This is a genomic window from Micromonospora sp. NPDC005707 (assembly GCF_040631005.1).
In the GTDB taxonomy this organism is placed as follows: Bacteria; Actinomycetota; Actinomycetes; order Mycobacteriales; family Micromonosporaceae; genus Micromonospora.
On record NZ_JBEXYR010000013.1, the window covers coordinates 26,443 to 42,561 of the forward strand.

The 16,119-nt window shown below is 72.6% G+C and carries 19 protein-coding genes; 14 read left to right on the forward strand and 5 right to left on the reverse strand.

What is annotated here, in order from left to right; genetic code table 11:
- Positions 1-9 precede the first annotated feature (9 nt).
- The gene (locus ABZ452_RS23985) at positions 10-627 is read left to right on the forward strand and encodes a TetR family transcriptional regulator (RefSeq protein WP_357946865.1); all 618 of its coding nucleotides are present in this window, start codon (positions 10-12) and stop codon (positions 625-627) included.
- Here the strand turns inward: ABZ452_RS23985 and ABZ452_RS23990 are convergent.
- Positions 604-1,416 carry a hypothetical protein gene (locus tag ABZ452_RS23990; RefSeq protein WP_357946868.1) on the reverse strand — a complete coding sequence of 271 codons (813 nt, stop codon included), beginning with the start codon at positions 1,414-1,416 and terminating at the stop codon, positions 604-606. The two genes, ABZ452_RS23985 and ABZ452_RS23990, sit on opposite strands and share 24 nt — an antisense overlap.
- A 98-nt stretch (positions 1,417-1,514) precedes the next feature.
- Here ABZ452_RS23990 and ABZ452_RS23995 point away from each other — a divergent pair, with 98 nt between their 5' ends.
- Both ABZ452_RS23995 and ABZ452_RS24000 read left to right on the forward strand, forming a co-directional pair.
- Positions 1,515-1,826: a hypothetical protein gene (locus tag ABZ452_RS23995; RefSeq protein ID WP_357946870.1), complete on the forward strand. Its 312-nt coding sequence runs from the start codon at positions 1,515-1,517 to the stop codon at positions 1,824-1,826.
- Positions 1,820-2,122, forward strand: a complete 303-nt coding sequence (locus tag ABZ452_RS24000; protein ID WP_357946873.1) for a hypothetical protein — start codon at positions 1,820-1,822, stop codon at positions 2,120-2,122. Before ABZ452_RS23995 ends, ABZ452_RS24000 begins: the two co-directional genes overlap by 7 nt.
- 13 nt (positions 2,123-2,135) lie before the next feature.
- On the opposite strand, the gene ABZ452_RS24005 is transcribed toward ABZ452_RS24000, so the two are convergent.
- Both ABZ452_RS24005 and ABZ452_RS24010 read right to left on the reverse strand, forming a co-directional pair.
- Positions 2,136-3,764, reverse strand: coding sequence for an isovaleryl-CoA dehydrogenase (locus ABZ452_RS24005; protein WP_357946875.1), 1,629 nt, complete (start codon positions 3,762-3,764; stop codon positions 2,136-2,138).
- Positions 3,761-4,360 (reverse strand): TetR/AcrR family transcriptional regulator, encoded by a 600-nt coding sequence (locus ABZ452_RS24010; RefSeq protein WP_357946878.1) that lies wholly within the window; start codon positions 4,358-4,360, stop codon positions 3,761-3,763. Before ABZ452_RS24010 ends, ABZ452_RS24005 begins: the two co-directional genes overlap by 4 nt.
- A 218-nt stretch (positions 4,361-4,578) precedes the next feature.
- Between ABZ452_RS24010 and ABZ452_RS24015 the strand changes: the two genes are divergently transcribed.
- The 4 genes from ABZ452_RS24015 (at position 4,579) to ABZ452_RS24030 (ending at position 7,578) form a co-directional block, all read left to right on the forward strand.
- Positions 4,579-5,397 carry a basic amino acid ABC transporter substrate-binding protein gene (locus tag ABZ452_RS24015; protein WP_357946881.1) on the forward strand — a complete coding sequence of 273 codons (819 nt, stop codon included), beginning with the start codon at positions 4,579-4,581 and terminating at the stop codon, positions 5,395-5,397.
- A gap of 79 nt (positions 5,398-5,476) precedes the next feature.
- On the forward strand, positions 5,477-6,271 hold the full coding sequence (locus ABZ452_RS24020; protein WP_357946884.1) for an amino acid ABC transporter permease: 795 nt from the start codon (positions 5,477-5,479) through the stop codon (positions 6,269-6,271).
- A gap of 4 nt (positions 6,272-6,275) precedes the next feature.
- The gene (locus ABZ452_RS24025; RefSeq protein WP_357946887.1) at positions 6,276-7,115 is read left to right on the forward strand and encodes an amino acid ABC transporter ATP-binding protein; all 840 of its coding nucleotides are present in this window, start codon (positions 6,276-6,278) and stop codon (positions 7,113-7,115) included.
- Between the two features lie 40 nt (positions 7,116-7,155).
- A complete protein-coding gene (locus ABZ452_RS24030; protein WP_357946890.1) occupies positions 7,156-7,578 on the forward strand; it encodes an acyl-CoA thioesterase in 423 nt (140 codons plus the stop codon).
- A gap of 5 nt (positions 7,579-7,583) precedes the next feature.
- On the opposite strand, the gene ABZ452_RS24035 is transcribed toward ABZ452_RS24030, so the two are convergent.
- The gene (locus ABZ452_RS24035; RefSeq protein ID WP_357946892.1) at positions 7,584-8,243 is read right to left on the reverse strand and encodes a response regulator transcription factor; all 660 of its coding nucleotides are present in this window, start codon (positions 8,241-8,243) and stop codon (positions 7,584-7,586) included.
- Positions 8,231-9,520, reverse strand: coding sequence for a histidine kinase (locus ABZ452_RS24040; protein ID WP_357946894.1), 1,290 nt, complete (start codon positions 9,518-9,520; stop codon positions 8,231-8,233). The genes ABZ452_RS24035 and ABZ452_RS24040 overlap by 13 nt, the downstream gene beginning before the upstream one ends.
- 133 nt (positions 9,521-9,653) lie before the next feature.
- On the opposite strand from ABZ452_RS24040, the gene ABZ452_RS24045 reads away from it, so the two are divergent.
- The 7 genes from ABZ452_RS24045 (at position 9,654) to ABZ452_RS24075 (ending at position 16,116) form a co-directional block, all read left to right on the forward strand.
- The gene (locus tag ABZ452_RS24045; protein ID WP_357946897.1) at positions 9,654-10,301 is read left to right on the forward strand and encodes a DUF998 domain-containing protein; all 648 of its coding nucleotides are present in this window, start codon (positions 9,654-9,656) and stop codon (positions 10,299-10,301) included.
- A 4-nt stretch (positions 10,302-10,305) separates the two neighbouring features.
- The gene (locus ABZ452_RS24050; protein WP_091258368.1) at positions 10,306-10,593 is read left to right on the forward strand and encodes a DUF1905 domain-containing protein; all 288 of its coding nucleotides are present in this window, start codon (positions 10,306-10,308) and stop codon (positions 10,591-10,593) included.
- 23 nt (positions 10,594-10,616) lie between these two features.
- Entirely contained in the window at positions 10,617-11,384 is a 768-nt protein-coding gene (locus ABZ452_RS24055) for an NAD-dependent deacylase (protein ID WP_357947293.1), read from the forward strand.
- A 111-nt stretch (positions 11,385-11,495) separates the two neighbouring features.
- Positions 11,496-12,734: a low temperature requirement protein A gene (locus ABZ452_RS24060; RefSeq protein ID WP_357946901.1), complete on the forward strand. Its 1,239-nt coding sequence runs from the start codon at positions 11,496-11,498 to the stop codon at positions 12,732-12,734.
- A gap of 150 nt (positions 12,735-12,884) precedes the next feature.
- Complete coding sequence (locus ABZ452_RS24065) at positions 12,885-14,237, forward strand: extracellular solute-binding protein (RefSeq protein WP_357946903.1); 1,353 nt, start codon at positions 12,885-12,887, stop codon at positions 14,235-14,237.
- An 8-nt stretch (positions 14,238-14,245) separates the two neighbouring features.
- On the forward strand, positions 14,246-15,196 hold the full coding sequence (locus ABZ452_RS24070; protein ID WP_357946906.1) for a sugar ABC transporter permease: 951 nt from the start codon (positions 14,246-14,248) through the stop codon (positions 15,194-15,196).
- Positions 15,193-16,116, forward strand: a complete 924-nt coding sequence (locus tag ABZ452_RS24075; RefSeq protein WP_357946909.1) for a carbohydrate ABC transporter permease — start codon at positions 15,193-15,195, stop codon at positions 16,114-16,116. Before ABZ452_RS24070 ends, ABZ452_RS24075 begins: the two co-directional genes overlap by 4 nt.
- Positions 16,117-16,119: the final 3 nt, after the last annotated feature.

Sequence of the window (16,119 nt, forward strand, 5' to 3'; positions counted from 1 at the left end):
GACGACGTGGTGACCGACAGCGCCGAGCAGTCCCGCGCCGACGTGACGCGCGCCCGGCTGCTCGACGCCGCCGTCAGCGCGTTCGCCGAGCGGGGCTTCCACGGCACGACCACCCGCGACATCGCGGCCGCGGCCGGGCTGAGCCCCGCCGCGCTCTACGTGCACCACCGGTCCAAGGAGGAACTGCTCTACCTGATCTCGCGGTCGGGGCACGAGCACGTGCTGGCGCTGGTGCGGGCGGCGGTCGCGTCGTCCGCCGACCCGGCCACCGCGCTGCGGCGGGTGGTCCACGACTTCGTCGTGACCCACGCCCGGGACCACACCACCACCCGGGTGGTGAACTACGAGCTGGCCGCGCTCAGCCCCGCGCACCTGGCCGAGATCCGCGAGATCCGCCACCACATCGAGCAGGCGATCCGGCAGCTCGTGGAGGCCGGCGTCACCGCCGGGGTGTTCGAGACCCCGGACCCCCGGATGGCCGCCGCCGCCCTGCTGTCCCTCGGCGTCGACGTGGGCCGGTGGTACCGGGACGGCGGCGACCTGGTCCCCGAGTACATCGCCGCCCGCTACGCCGAGATGGCGCTGCGGATCGTCGGCGCCGGGTCACCAGACGCAGGATCGGGGTAGGAACGCCCAGGCTATGCCGCCGGCGAACCGATTGCCGCGCCACTTCGCCATGATCCACTGACGGTCCTTGGTGACGTAGCGGATGTCGATCTGCGCGCCGGCGGGGGCCGCGCCGAGCGGGTGGACGGCGACGGCCGGTCCGGACCCGTACGCCGCGGCGGCCCCGATGTTGCCGAATGCGGAGCAGGTTGTGCGAGCGGTGGTGGCCTTGAGCCCGCCACCCTTGTTCTCGCTCCACACGCCGTAGGGGCTGCACAGCGGATCGACGGCGGTGGCGGTGCAGAAGACCTGCTCGGAATGCCACCACCGCAGCTGGTCCGGGGAGCCGTCGGCGTTGCTGGAGCCGGCGACATTGGGGCCGCCAGCGCAGCTCGACGACATGAACCCGGTGCGCTCGATGGCGAACTTGCGCGTGCCGTAGGCGTAGGCGCACCCGTCGAAGCTGCCGCCGGCGTAGCCCCAGGGCCAGCGGGTGATGCCCTCGGTGTTGCCGGCGCTGGCGTCGCCGGTGTCGCGGATGTCCATGTGGTCGAAGCTGGACTTGACGGCGCCGTCGGCGAAGACGAAGTCGCGGGCGAACAGGTAGCCGACCATCGGCCCGTTGGCCTTGTAGCTCAGCAGCACCCAGCCCGGTCCCATGCCGGTCTGCGCCCACGAGTCCTCGGCCGCCGTCTGCACCCGGTTGACGCCGTAGCCCCAGGCGGCGGCGGGGGACGGGGCGGTCAGGGCGGTCACCGCAAGGACGGCCAGCGTCGTCACGAACCGGGTCACGCCGCGCCACCGGGCCATCGTCACTCCTCGATCCGATCCTGGCGAAAACCTACATCGTTGTGGGTCGCCGTGGCAATCTGCTACGTTGCCCGCACCTCCGAACGAGGGAGATAAATATGCGAATGTTCGCCAGGGCGGTCGCGGCCGCGACGGCACTGGGCATCGTGCTGGCCGTACCTCCCGCCGCCCAGGCGTACGTGGTGCCGCGCCACGCCGTCACCATCTGCCAGAGCGCCAGCTTCTACGACAACTACGACTCGGCGTCGGGCCCCTACGGCCTCAAACGCGTGCTGGAGTACGGGAACAAGATCGGGCACACGCCCGGTGCCCACCCGGTCTACAACGGCTGGGCGGCGACCTTCGACTTCGGCCCCAACGACTGGGGCTACGTGCGCATCGAGTGCATCGGAGGCTACGACTCATGGTGACCTCGTCATCCCGGCCCGTCCGGCTGGCCCGTGTGGGGGTCGCCGCCGCGACGGTCGTCGCGCTGCTGGCGGTGTCGTCACCGGCGCGGGCCGCCAACGGCACCATCGGTGTGCGGGAGACCGTGTGCGCCGAATCGTTGTTCGTCCGCACCGAACCGCTGGGCGCCTGGATGGGCACCCTGTACGCCGGGCAGACTTTCCAGGTGAAGGGGCCAAGGAGCGGCGGCTACGTCTACGGCTTCGCCTACGGCCACGTCAACCGCAACGGCTGGGTGCAGGACGGCTGGTTCTGCTGAATCGCGGTAGCGATCAGCCCACCTTGGGCACGGCGCGGGCGATGATCGCGGCGAAGTCGACACCGCTCGGCAGGGTGCCGAACGCCTGGCCGTGGTCACCGCCGAGGCGGGAGGCGCAGAAGGCGTCGGCGACGGCCGGGTGGCCGTGCCGCACGAGCAACGCGCCCTGCAGGACCAGGGCGAGCCGCTCGACGACCCGGCGGGCCCGCAGTTCGAGGTCGTCGTGGTCGGACAGGTCGGCCTGCACCTGGCGCACCGCGGCGTCGAGTCGCGGGTCCGCGCCGGCGGCGGCGCTCACCTCGGCCCGGAACGCCTCCACGACCTGCGGTTCCCGGGCGACCGCGCGCAGCACGTCCAGCGCCGCCACGTTGCCGGAGCCCTCCCAGATCGAGTTCAGCGGCGACTCGCGGAACAGCCGAGGCATGCCCGACTCCTCCACGTAGCCGTTGCCGCCCAGGCATTCGAGGGCCTCGGCGGCGTGTGCCGGCCAGCGCTTGCACACCCAGTACTTGCCGACGGCGAGGGCGAGCCGCTTGAAGGCCGTCTCGCCGGCGTCGCCCCGCGCGGAGCGGTCGGTGGCTCCGGCGAGCCGCATCATGAGGACGGTGGCGGCCTCGGACTCGACCGCGAGGTCGGCGAGCACGTTGCGCATGAGCGGCTGGTCGATCAGGTAGCGATCGAAGGTGCGCCGGTGGGTGGCGTGGTGGGCGGCGGTGATCAGCCCCTGGCGCATCCCGGCCGCCGCGCCGATCACGCAGTCGAGGCGGGTCAGGTTGACCATGTCGATGATGGTGCGCACGCCGCGGCCCTCGTCGCCGACGCGCCAGGCGACGGCGTGCTCGTACTCGATCTCCGCCGAGGCGTTGGACCGGTTGCCGAGCTTGTCCTTGAGGCGCATGAGCCGCATCGGGTTGCGTGTGCCGTCCGGCAGGACGCGGGGGACGAGGAAGCAGGTGAGCCCGCCCGGGGCCTGGGCGAGGGTGAGGAAGACGTCGCACATCGGCGCCGATGTGAACCACTTGTGCCCGACGAGCCGGTAGCTGCCGTCCGGATCGGGGTGCGCGACGGTGCTGTTGGCGCGCACGTCCGACCCGCCCTGCTTCTCCGTCATCGACATGCCGGCCAGCAGGCCCTGCTTGGTGAGCGGCGGGCGCAGCCCGAAGTCGTACGCCGTCGCGGTGAGCAGCGGCTCGTACCGCGCGGCCAGGTCCGGGCTGTGCCGCAGGGCGGGCACCGCCGCGTAGGTCATCGAGATCGGGCAGCCGTGGCCGGCGTCGGGTCGCCACACGTAGAACTTGGCCGCGCGGGCCACGTGTGCGCCCGCCCGTTCGTCGGCCCACGGCGCGGCGTGCAGCCCGTGAGTGACGGCCGTGCGCATCAGCTCGTGCCAGGACGGGTGGAACTCGACCTCGTCGATCCGGTGGCCGTAGCGGTCATGGGTGCGCAGGACCGGCGGATGCTCGTTCGCCAGCCGCCCGTGCTCGATGGCGGTCGCGGCGCCGCCGAGCCGGCCGAGCTCGTGGACCTCGGCGGCGGACCAGCCGGCCCCCTCCCGGTCCAGCGCGTCGAGCAGTGCCGGGTCGTCGGCCGCGTCGTGACCGGCCAGCGGGGGAACCTGGTTGAACACCTCGTGTGTCGTCACGGCGATACTCCCAGCGCGCGGTGGATGAACCTGATCAGGTCGGGGATGGTGCCCGGGCCGGCGACCCCGGCGGCCAGCGGGCCGACCATGGCCTCGGCCAGGGCGCCGACCAGCGCGGTCGCGGTCAGCTCGGGGTCCTGCGCGGGCAGTTCGCCGCTCGCCACGCCCGCCGCGACGTGACCGGCGATCAGGTCGGCGTAGGCGCGGCGGAAGGTGAGCCGCTCGGCGTCGACCGCGGGGTCGACCGGCTCGGCGAGCAGCGCGTACGCCAGCCGGGGGGACTGCAGGGCGCGGCCGGCGAACGTCTCGACGACGGCCGCCATCTGCGCGGCCACGGTGGTTCGCTGCGCGGCGGCACGCGCCACGGCGTCCACCTCGCGCTGCGAGGCGGTGCGGAACACCTCGGCGAAGAGGTCGGCCTTGGTGGGGAAGTGGCGGTAGACGGTGCCCGTCGCGACGCCGGCCCGCTCGGCGACGGCCGCGACCGAGCAGCCCGCGTAGCCGTGGCCGGCCATGATCTCCAGCGCGGCCGTGATGATCCGCTGCCGGGAGGCGCTCAGGCGGGCCTTCACCCGCTCGGTGCTCCGGTACGCCACCCAAGAAGTGAACCACCATTCAGTCCTTGCCGGCAAGGTTCCCGTCCGGTTGCGTGTCGGCTGCCGGAATCATCCGGCGGAATCGGTCACAGCTTGGGTGCGGTCGCCCGCCGTGATCTTGGTGCGGCTACCCCGATCGGGTACCGTCCCCTGTCACACCGTCTTTGCACCAGCCCCTGGCTGGCTGTCATACCAGGGTCGAACGGAGGGACACTGCCGTGACTTTCCAGAGCGCAGTCCGCAGGGCTGGCATTGTCGTGGCGATCGCCGCCCTCGCGGCGAGCGCGGGATGCGCCAAGAAGGAGGACGGCGAGACCCAGGCGAGCGGAGTCAAGCTCGTCGAGAAGGGCAAGCTCACCGTCTGCACCCACCTGCCGTACGCGCCGTTCCAGTCCAAGGACGCCGCCGGCAAGGTGGTCGGATTCGACGTCGACGTGATGGACCTGGTCGCCAAGGACCTGGGCGTCGAGCAGAAGATCGTCGACACGCCGTTCGAGGGGATCAAGTCCGGCCAGGACCTGAACACCGGCAAGTGCGACGCGGCCGCCGCCGGCATGACGATCACCGAGGAACGGCAGAAGGTTATGAACTTCTCCGACCCGTACTTCGACGCCACCCAGGCCATGCTGGTCAAGACCGGCAAGGCCTACAAGTCGCTCGACGACCTGCGGGGCAAGAAGGTCGGCGTCCAGGCCGCCACCACCGGTCGCGACTACGCCAAGAAGGTCGCCGACGAGAAGGGCCTGCAGCTCGTCGAGTTCGAGGACCTCGCCGCCGAGCAGCAGGCCCTCGCCAACGGCCAGATCGAGGCCGCCATCAACGACCTGCCGGTCTGGACCGAGTACATCAAGGAGCACCAGGGCGGGTTCGAGGTGACCGCCGAGTTCGACACCGGTGAGCAGTACGGCTTCTCGGTGAAGAAGGACGGCAACCCGGAGCTGCTCAAGAAGATCAACGAGGCGCTCGCCAAGGCGAAGCAGGACGGCACCTACGACACGATCTACGAGAAGTGGATCGGCAAGAAGCCGACCGCCTGAACCACCCACCCGGCCGGAGGGCGCGCCCGGCGCGCCCTCCGGTCCGGCACCCCTCCGCACCTCTCAAGGAGCGCCGAACGTGAAGCTGCGACGCCGCCAGCGAGAGCGGCTGTCCCTCTGGCTCCAGTACCTGGCCTTCGTGGCCGTCATCGCCGTGGTGGTCCTCGCGGCGGACTGGGGCCGGCTGCGGGAGGCGTTCTTCCGCGTCGACATCATCGAGTCGATGTTCCCGACGGTCATCACCGTCGCGCTGCGCAACACGATCCTCTACACCCTGGGCGCGTTCGCCTTCGGCCTGGTCTTCGGCACCATCCTGGCCCTGATGCGGCTGTCCCGGGTGGCGCCGTACCGGTGGGTGGCGACGGCGTACATCGAGCTGTTCCGCGGCCTGCCCGCGCTGCTCGTGCTCTTCCTCGTCGGGTACGGCATCCCCATCGCCTTCCCGGAGCGGGAGATCCCGGGCGGCGTGTTCGGGTCGATCGCGATCGGCCTCGGGTTGACCGCGGCCGCGTACATGGCCGAGACCATCCGGGCCGGCATCCAGGCCGTGCCGAAGGGGCAGACGGAGGCGGCGCGCACCCTCGGCATGTCGCACTTCACCGCGATGCGCACGATCGTCATCCCCCAGGCGTTCCGGATCGTGATCCCGCCGCTGACCAACGAGCTGATCCTGCTCACCAAGGACTCGTCGCTCGCCTACGTGCTCGGCGTGACGGCACAGACCATCGAGGTCACGAAGTTCGGCCGGGACACGCTCAACGACCGGGTGAACGCCACCCCGCTGCTGGTGGCCGGGCTCACCTACCTGATCATCACCCTGCCGCTGTCCCAGGTGGTACGCCGCCTCGAACTCCGCTACGCCAAGGCTCGGTGACCCCATGACGACCAGCCCGACCCAGCCCGCCGTCGAGATCCGCGACCTGCACAAGTCCTTCGGGCCGCTCGAGGTGCTCAAGGGCATCGACTTCGAGGTCGGCCACGGCGAGGTGGTCTGCGTCATCGGACCGTCCGGATCCGGCAAGTCCACGCTGCTGCGGTGCGTCAACCTCCTGGAGGAGCCGACCGCCGGCAGGATCTGGGTGAACGGCACCGAGATGACCGACCCGGACGTCGAGATCGACGCGGTACGCCGCGGCATCGGCATGGTGTTCCAGTCGTTCAACCTCTTCCCGCACCTGACCGTGCTGGACAACCTCACCATCGCCCAGCGCCGGGTGCTCCGGCGCGGTCGCGCCGAGGCCGAGCGGGTCGCGCGGGCCAACCTGGACCGGGTCGGTCTGAGCGACAAGGCCGACGCGTTCCCGGCGCAGCTCTCCGGCGGGCAGCAGCAGCGCGTCGCCATCGCCCGGTCGCTGTCGATGGACCCGAAGCTGATGCTCTTCGACGAGCCGACCTCCGCGCTCGACCCCGAGCTCGTCGGCGACGTCCTCACCGTCATGCGCAAGCTGGCCGAGGACGGCATGACCATGATGGTGGTGACCCACGAGATGGCGTTCGCCCGGGACGTCGCCGACCGGGTCGTGTTCATGGACGGTGGCGTGGTGGTCGAGCAGGGGCCGCCGGCCGAGGTGCTGGGCGCGCCGCGGCACGAGCGGACCCGGTCGTTCCTCTCCCGGGTCCTCGACCCGACCCGCGTGGCGCAGCTCGGGCGGCCCGACGAGACCCCCGAGCCGCCCGAGGCGCCCGCCCTGCCGGCCGACGACCGCCACCAGCTCTGACCGCCGCGGCGGTGTCGTACCCCTGGTTAGGCTCGACCACATGGGAGATCCGTTCCGGGTGCGCGTCACCGTCCGCGGCTACGAGCTGGACACGCAGGGCCACCTGAACCAGGCCGTCTACCTCCAGTACGGCGAGCACGCCCGGTGGGAGTGCCTGCGCGCCGCCGGCATCCCGCAGGACCGGCTCCTCGCCGGCGGCGTGGGGCCGGTGGCCCTGGAGGTCACCCTGCGCTACCTGCGGGAGCTGCGCGGCGGCGACGAGGTGGACGTGTCCTGCGAGTTCCGCTGGGGCGAGGGGAAGACGTTCCAGATCGTGCAGGAGCTCACCCTCCCCGACGGCACCCCGGTCGCCACCATCACCGGGGTGGGCGGCCTGCTGGACCTGGCCTCCCGGCGGCTGGTCCCCGACCCCCGCGTGCGGTTCCGCCAGCTGGCCGGCGACCCCGCGCCGATGAACCTCTGAGCCGCCTAGCGGCCGGCGCGCAGGTAGGCGAGCACGGCCAGCACCCGACGGTTGGTGTCGTCGGCGGGCGGCAGGTCGAGCTTGGTGAGGATGTTCCCGACGTGCTTGCCGACCGCCGCCTCGGTGACGTGCAGCCGCGCCGCGATCGCCCCGTTGGAGTGGCCCTCGGCGACCAGCCCCAGCACCTCCCGTTCCCGGGGTGACAGGGCCGCCAGGGGATCCCGGGGGCGGCGCAGCAGGTGCCGCACCACGTCGGGGTCGACAGCGGTCCCGCCGGCCGCCACCCGGCGCAGGGTGTCGGCGAACTCGGCGACGTCGGCTACCCGGTCCTTGAGCAGGTAGCCGACCCGCCGGCCGTCGCCGCTGTCGAGCAGCGCGGCCGCGTACCCGCTCTGCACGTGCTGGCTGAGCACCACCACGGCCAGGTCGGGCCGCTCCGCGCGCAGCGTGACGGCCGCGCGGAGCCCGTCGTCGCGGTGCTCGGGCGGCATGCGGATGTCGGTCACCAGCAGCTCCGGCCGGTGGGTGCGGGCCGCGTCGAGCAGGTCGGGCGCCGTGCCGACGGCGGCGACCACGGCGAAGCCGAACCGGGTCAGCAGGCCGACGAGGCCCTCCCGCAGGAGGACCTCGTCCTCGGCGAGCACGACGCGGGTCACGGGCGGCACGGCAGCTCCACGCGGACGAGGGTAGGTCCACCGGGCGGGCTGGCGAGCAGCAACCGCCCGTCCACCGCGGCGACCCGGTCGGCGAGCCCGGTCAACCCGGTGCCCCGGGCCGGGTCCGCCCCGCCCCGGCCGTCGTCCTCCACCTCCACGACCAGGCGCCGGTCGGGACGGGTGAGCCGTACCTCGGCGCGGGTCGCCCCGGCGTGCCGGGCGACGTTGCCCAGCGCCTCGGAGACCACGTACCAGGCGGTGGTCTCGACCAGCTCCGGCACCGGCCCGGGGAGGTCGGCGCGCACGGTGACCGGCACGGTGGCCTGGGCGGCCAGCTCGCCGACGGCGCCGGCCAGGCCGAGTTCGGTGAGCTGCTGCGGGCGGATGCCCTGCACGATCCGCCGGAGCGTCACCATCAGCTCCTTGGCCTGCTCGTGGGCGACGGCCAGCGGCGTGGCGGCGGGGGAGTCCTCGGGCACGTCGAGCCGGGCCAGCCCCAGCTGGAGGGTGAGGCTCGTCAGCCTCGGCTGGGCCCCGTCGTGCACGTCCCGCTCGATCCGGCGGCGTTCCGCCTCGTACGCCCCGACCAGTCGGGCGCGGGAGCGGGTGACCTCGCGCAGCGCCGGCCCGTCGGACGGGTTGCCGAGCAGCCAGCGGGCCACCCCGGCCTGGGCCGCGACGAGCAGGCCGGCCAGGTAGACCAGCCCCGGCACGGCCAGCAGCGCCGCGACGGCGTACGGGACCGCCGCGCGCGGGGTGTCCACGGTGGTCCACCCGAGCACGATCCGGTCCGCGCCGCCGGCCAGCCACGGGCCCGCGAGCAGCACGACGTCGACCAGGACGAGCAGGGCGAACATCCCGTACGCCAGCGGCACGGCGCCACCGACCCAGGCCGCGTACGCCACCTCCCGCCACGCCGCGGCGGTGGTGTACCGCGCGGCCAGGCCGCGCAGCCCCGGCCCGGGCAGCGGACGCCCGTCGACCACGCCCAGCCGCCAGCGTTCGACCACGGCCAGCGGGGCGCTCGCGAGCGGAGCGACGGCGACCGCGGCAAGGGCGACGACGGTGAGCAGGACGACGAGGGGGAGGGCCACGGGGCGGCCCCGCTGCGCCGCGTTCACCACCGCGAGCAGCGGCGCCCCGACCACGCACAACCCGACCGCGAGGACGCCGGCGAGCGGCACCGTGGTGACCGCGTACGCCAGCGCCCGCCAGGGCCAGGCGGAGATCAGGTAGCGGGGGCGGCGCAGGGCCTCCGCCAGGTGCCGGGGTTCGTCCAAGGTCATGTCGTCACGCTAGCCAGCCGGTGTTCGCGCAGCCCAGCCGTCTGGACCCACTTCCCGGGTATGCCTGGCCCTACCCCGTCCCGGCCCGCCACGCCCCGTGCGCCGGCCGCCCCTCGCCCGCTGGACTGGACGCATGGACCGTGACCGTCTCGGCGCCGCCTGCTGGCTGCTCGCCGCACCCGTGTTCCTGGCCGCGAACGTCGTCGTCGGACTGGCCTGGCGCCAGCCGCCGTTCAGCTGGGCCACCAACAACATCAGCGACCTCGGCAACGTGACCTGCGGCCTGTGGGACAGCACCCGGCCCCGCCCGGTCTGCTCGCCCTGGCACGGCGGCATGAACGGGGCGATGGCCGCCACCGCGGCCCTGCTCGCGCTCGGGGCGCTGCTCACCTGGCCGGCGCTCGGCCGCGGGGTCGCCGCCACCGCGTCGCGGCTGCTCACCCTCGCGGCCGCCGCCGGGTACGCCCTGGCCGCCGCCGCCCCGGCGGACGTCGACGAGAACCGGCACTTCGTGGCCGCGCTGCTGATCTTCGTGCTGGGCAACCTCGGGATGCTGGTGGCGGCGCTGGCCGGGCGGTCGACCGTGCTGGGCGGGATGCGGGCGACCAGTGTGGTCCTCGGGTCCACCGGGGTGGCCGGCGTGGTGCTCTTCCTCGCGCGGGTCGACCTGGGCATCGGCGTCGGGGGCATGGAGCGGGTGGCCGTGTTCCCGCTGCTGCTGTGGACGGTGCTGGTCGCCGTCCGGGTGGTGCGGGCCGGGCGGGATCGACGCCTATCCTGAGCGGGTGGAGCTGGAGTTCAGCGGCGAGGTGTGGTTCTGGCGGGGGCCCGCGCCCTGGCACTTCGTCACCGTGCCCGACGAGCTGTGCGGGGAACTGGAGGCGGCCTCGGCGTCGGTCACGTACGGCTGGGGGATGATCCCGGTGACCGCGCGGATCGGCGGGACCGGATGGGAGACGTCGCTCTGGCCCAAGGACGGGCGCTACATTGTGCCGGTGAAGACCGCGGTCCGCCGGGCCGAGGGGATCGCGCTGGGCGACCGGGTGGACGTCCACCTGACCGTCACGCGGTGAGCGGGCGACGGGAGCGGGAGCGGATGGACCTGGCGGACGCGGCGACGGTGCTCGCGCGGGCGCGGCGGCTGGTCGTCTTCACGGGCGCCGGTATGTCGGCCGAGAGCGGCGTGCCCACCTTCCGTGACGCGCTCACCGGCCTCTGGGAACGGTTCGACCCCCAGGCGCTGGCCACCCCGGAGGCGTTTCATGCCGATCCCGCGCTGGTCTGGGGCTGGTACGAGTGGCGGCGCGGCGCCGCCCGCCGGGCCGAACCGAACGCGGGGCACCGGGCCGTGGCCACCATGGCGGCCCGGGTGCCGGAGACGGTGGTGATCACCCAGAACGTCGACGACCTGCACGAGCGCGCCGGCTCCGCCGCCCCCGTCCACCTGCACGGCAGCCTGTTCGCGCCGCGCTGTTCGGCCTGTGCCCAGCCGGCGCCATTGCCCGACGCCGGCGAGGAGCCGGGCGAGGGCCGGCGGCTGGCGCCGCCCCGCTGCGGGCGCTGCGAGGCGCCCGTCCGGCCCGGGGTCGTGTGGTTCGGTGAGGCGCTGCCGGAGCAGGCCTTCGAGGCCGCCGTCGAGGCGGCGTACCGCTGCGACGTGCTGCTCACCGTCGGCACATCCGGCCTGGTGTATCCCGCCGCCGAGATCCCGCAGGTCGCGGCCCGCCGGGGCGGCACGGTGATCCAGGTCAACCCGGAGGAGACGCCGCTGGACGCGGTGTGCGCGGTGAACCTGCGCGGATCGGCGGCCCGCGTGCTCCCGGCCCTCGTGCGGGCCGCGTGGGGTGACGCCGCCCCCACGTGACGGCCCCCGGGACCGACGGCCGATCACCGGAATCGCCGAAACGGCCCGGGCCGTCCGGCCTACCGTCGGGCGGAGGCGATCGGCCGGTCGAGGCGGCGGAAGGCGACGGACATGGGGCGGGACGGGGCACGGTGGCGCCCGGTGTGGCCGCGCCCGCCCGCCCCGGCGCCGGCCGGGCGCCGGGTGACGCCGTTCGAGATCTTCTTCGACCTGGTCTTCGTCTTCGCGCTGACCCGCATCATGGCGCTGATCGGGCAGCGGGCCACCCCGACCACCATGGTGCAGGGGCTGATCCTGCTCGTGCTGCTCTGGATCGCCTGGTCCTCGTACACCTGGTTGGGCAACCACACGCGGGCCGAGGTCGGGGTGGTCCGTGGCGGCTTCCTGGTCGCGATGGCGGCGTTGTTCGTGGCGGCGCTCGCCATGCCGGACGCCTGGACGTCCGGGCCGGGCCTGGACGGGCCGCTGCTCGTCGCGCTCGCCTACGTGCTGCTCCGCGTCGTCCACCTGACGCTCTACCACTGGGCGGCGGCCGACGTGCCCGGGCTGCGGGCGCGGATCCGGTTCTTCGCGGCGGTCAGCGCCGCCAGTTGGGTGCCGCTGCTGCTCGGCGCGCTGCTGAGCGGGACGGCGCACGCCGTCCTGTGGGTGGTGGCCTTCGTCATCGAGATCGGCGGGCAACGGCTGTCGTACGCGCGGCGCGGCACCTGGCCGCTGCGCAGCGCGAGCCACTTCACGGAGCGGCACGGCCTGGTGCTGATCATCGCGCTCGGTGAGTCGCTCGTCGCCGCCGGGGTGGGCGCCGCGTCGGCGGTGACCGCGCTGCCGGTGCTCGGTGTGGCGCTGGTCGGCTTCGCGGTCACGGCCTGCCTGTGGTGGTTGTACTTCGACCGGGCCGGGCCCGCCGCCGCCCGGGTCCTCGCCACGGCGGCGGGGGACCGGCGGGACCGGATCGCGTCGGACGCCTACAGCCAGACCCACCTGCTGCTGATCACCGGGGTCATCTACCTGTCGCTCGGCGTCGAGCAGGTGCTCGGGCTCGTCGCCGGGCTGCACGGCGGCGCCGAGCACGGCGGGCCCGGCAGGCTTACCTGGTCCGCCTCGGTCGCCCTGTACGGGGGCGCCGCGCTCTTCCTGGGCGGCCGGCTGCTGTTCCTCCGACTCACCGGGCAGCCGGTCCCGCCGGCGCAGCGGGCCGTCGCCGTGCTGGTCCTGCTCCTGCTGCCGTTCGGTGTGCTGCTGCCGCCCGCCGCGGCGCTCGGTGTGCTCGGCCTGGTCCTGCTCACCGCGGTCGCCGTCGAGCGGCTGCCCGGGCGACGCGCGGAGCCGACCCCGTCCGCCGCCTCCTGACGCCTCCGTCCCGACGTGCGGATCCGCCACCGGAGTCCGGCGGATCACGAATGATCAACCACTTCTCCGTCCCGGGTTTGAACTTCCCGGGAACCGGAGAAGTGCAGGTCGGCGCGGGCAGGGTGGCCCGGGCGACTACGGGAGGTGGCCATGTCACGGAGACTGCGGGCAACCGCGTTGGCCGGGGTGCTGACCCTGGCGATCAGCGGCTGCGGCGGAGTGGGCGGCGGGGGCGACTCCGGCGGCGGCGCCACCAAGGGCAGCGGCGAGCTGAGCACCATGGGATTCGGCCTCTCGGACGAAATCGCCAAGACGCGTGTGGACGCCTTCAAGAAGGACCACCCGGACGTCCAGCTGAAGATCACCGAGGGCGCCTTCGATGAGCAGCAGTTCCTCTCCGCGGTGGCCTCCGGCAACCCGCCGGACCTGGTGTACATGGACCGCAAGCTGATCGGCACGTACGCCAAGCGCGGGTCGATCCAGCCGCTGACCGACTGCGTGGAGAAGCAGCGGATCGACCTGGGGCAGTACCGGCAGGCCGCCAAGGACCAGGTCACCCTCGACGGCACGGTCTACGGCATCCCCGAGTTCTCGAACGTACGTGTGCTCTACCTCAACGAGGCGCTGCTGAGGGAGGCCGGCCTCACCGCCGACGACGTCAACCTCGCCGACTGGGCGAGCCTGCCGGCGGTCAACACGAAGCTGGCCAAGGTCTCCGGCGGCCGGCTCAGCCGCATCGGCATCGACCCGAAGATCCCCGAGTTCCTGCCGATGTGGGCGAAGGCCAACGGCGCCGAGATGATCTCGGCAGACGGCGCCAAGGCCAACCTGACCGACCCGAAGGTGGTCGAGGCGCTGACCACCGGCGTGAAGCTCATTCAGGACCAGGGCGGCTGGGGCAGGTTCAAGTCCTTCCGGGACACCTTCGACTTCTTCGGCGCCGAGAACCCCCTGACCAAGAACCAGATCGCCGCGTGGCCCATGGAGGAGTGGTTCCTCAACCAGGCCGCCAAGAACAGCCCCAAGGCCGAGCTGGTCGTGAAGCCGTTCACCGACCGGCAGGGCAAGCCGCTGAGCATGTCCAACGGCCAGGCGTGGGTGGTCACCAAGGGCGCCAAGAACCCGGAGGCGGCCTGCGCCTTCGTCAAGCAGATGACCGCCACCGACACCTGGTACGCCGCCGCGAAGGCGCGGGCCGAGGCACGCAAGGCGGCCAACCTGCCGTTCACCGGCGTCTGGACCGGCAACACCGCCGCCGACAAGAAGATCTTCGACGAGCTGTACCAGCCGACCGGCAACAAGCGCTTCGACGACGCGGTGGCCACCATCCGGGAGGCCCAGGACGCCGCGTTCGCGATGCCCGCCTCGCCGGCCGGCGCCGAGTTCGACAAGGCCTGGACCGACGCGGTGAACCGGGTGCTCTCCGGCCAGGCCCAGCCGGCCGAGGCGCTGGCCCGCGCCCAGCAGGAGGCGACCGCCGCGCTGGACAAGGCCGCGGGCTGACCCCGGCCATGGCCACCACCGTCACCCCTCCCGCCCCGGGCCGGCGGCGCCGTACGCCGCTGGCCCGGCGGGAGGCCCGCTGGGCGTACGTCTTTCTGGCGCCCTGGATCGTCGGCTTCCTGGCGTTCACCGCCGGCCCGATGATCGCCAGCCTCTGGCTCAGCTTCACCGAGTACGACGTCATCAACGCGCCCCGCTGGAGCGGGCTGGACAACTACCGGCAGCTCATGTCGGACCCCCAGGTGGCGCGCAGCCTCGGCAACACCGTCTACTACACGGCGCTGCACGTGCCGCTGGTGATGCTGATCTCGCTGGGGCTGGCCCTGCTGCTCAAGCGGGTCGGCCGCTGGCAGGGCTTCTTCCGTACCGTGTTCTACCTGCCGGTGATGACCCCGGCGGTGGCCGTCGGCATCCTCTTCCTGCTGCTGCTCAACACCCAGGACGGTCTGATCAACCGCGGCCTCGCGCTGGTCGGGATCGACGGTCCGAGCTGGACCACCGACCCGGACTGGGTGATGCCCGGGATCGTGCTCATGAGCCTGTGGAGCCTCGGCTCCACCGTGATCATCTACCTGGCCGCGTTGCAGAACGTGCCTCGTGACCTCTACGAGGCCGCCGACCTCGACGGGGCCGGCGCGTGGGCGCGGTTCCGCCACGTGACCCTGCCGATGATCTCCGGCTCGCTCTTCTTCACCCTGATCGTCAACACCATCGCGTCGCTGCAGATGTTCACCGAGGTCTACACCATGTACTTCGGGAACCGGCAGACCCAGGGCTCGTTCAGCAGCGACGCGGCGTCCTTCTACGTGATCCACCTGTTCCAGGAGGCGTTCCAGTTCCTGCACATGGGCTTCGCCTCGGCGATGGCGTGGCTGCTGTTCCTGATCATCCTGATCATCACGGCGGTGCAGGTGAAGCTGAGCAACCGGTTCGTCTACTACGAGGGGGAGGACCGGTGACCACGACGAGTCAGCCGGTGGGCACCGGCGCCGCGAGCACCGTGGTGGCGCCTCCGGCGGCGCCCCGACCGGCCCCGCCGGAGGAGGGCCGGCGGCCGCGCTGGCAGCGGGTCCTGTTCGTGGTCGCCCTGGCGGTCGCGGCGGTGATCTTCCTGCTGCCGTTCGTCTGGCTGGTCAGCGCCTCGCTGCGGCCCCGGGAGTACGTCTTCGCGCCCGGCTTCCTGCCCACGCCGTTCGCGCCGGACAACTACACCGAGGCCTGGCAGGCCATGCCGCTGCTCACCTGGCTGTTCAACAGCGTCGTGGTCGGGGTGGCGGCGGCCGCCGCGGCGACCCTGTCCAGCGCCTGGGTGGCGTTCGGGTTCGCCTACTTCCGGTTCCCCGGCCGGAACCTGCTCTTCGGCCTGGTGCTCGCCACCATGATGCTGCCGTTCGCGGTCACCATGATCCCGACCTACCTGATCTGGAACCGGCTCGGCCTCGTCGACACCCAGGTGCCACTCTGGGCCGGCAACCTCTTCGGGTCGGCGTTCTACATCTTCCTGCTGCGGCAGTTCTTCCTCTCCCTGCCCCGGGAGTACTTCGAGGCGGCCCGGGTCGACGGGGCGAGCTATCCGCAGCTGTTCTGGAGGATGGCGTTCCCGCTGATCCGCCCGGCCCTGCTGGTGGCGTTCGTCTTCGAGTTCAAGGCGAGCTGGACCGACCTCATCAAACCGCTGATCTACCTGCGCAACGAGCAGCTCTACACGCTGCCCCGCGGGCTCAAGGTGATCCTCGACCGGTTCGGGTACGGCGGCGAGCAGCAGTGGGAGATCGTCCTCGCCGGCAGCGTGATCGCCACCGTACCCATGATCATCCTGTTCTTCCTGGCCCAGCGGCACTTCGTGGAGGGCATCGCCACCACCGGCCGCAAGGGCTGACCG

Coding starts and splice junctions, on each gene's coding strand:
- ABZ452_RS23990 (WP_357946868.1), bottom strand. CDS start 1,416: ATGGCCCGGTGGCGCGGCGTGACCCGGTTCGTGACGACGCTGGCCGTC.
- ABZ452_RS23995 (WP_357946870.1), top strand. CDS start 1,515: ATGCGAATGTTCGCCAGGGCGGTCGCGGCCGCGACGGCACTGGGCATC.
- ABZ452_RS24000 (WP_357946873.1), top strand. CDS start 1,820: ATGGTGACCTCGTCATCCCGGCCCGTCCGGCTGGCCCGTGTGGGGGTC.
- ABZ452_RS24025 (WP_357946887.1), top strand. CDS start 6,276: ATGACGACCAGCCCGACCCAGCCCGCCGTCGAGATCCGCGACCTGCAC.
- ABZ452_RS24030 (WP_357946890.1), top strand. CDS start 7,156: ATGGGAGATCCGTTCCGGGTGCGCGTCACCGTCCGCGGCTACGAGCTG.
- ABZ452_RS24040 (WP_357946894.1), bottom strand. CDS start 9,520: ATGACCTTGGACGAACCCCGGCACCTGGCGGAGGCCCTGCGCCGCCCC.
- ABZ452_RS24045 (WP_357946897.1), top strand. CDS start 9,654: ATGGACCGTGACCGTCTCGGCGCCGCCTGCTGGCTGCTCGCCGCACCC.
- ABZ452_RS24055 (WP_357947293.1), top strand. CDS start 10,617: ATGGACCTGGCGGACGCGGCGACGGTGCTCGCGCGGGCGCGGCGGCTG.
- ABZ452_RS24060 (WP_357946901.1), top strand. CDS start 11,496: ATGGGGCGGGACGGGGCACGGTGGCGCCCGGTGTGGCCGCGCCCGCCC.
- ABZ452_RS24065 (WP_357946903.1), top strand. CDS start 12,885: ATGTCACGGAGACTGCGGGCAACCGCGTTGGCCGGGGTGCTGACCCTG.
- ABZ452_RS24070 (WP_357946906.1), top strand. CDS start 14,246: ATGGCCACCACCGTCACCCCTCCCGCCCCGGGCCGGCGGCGCCGTACG.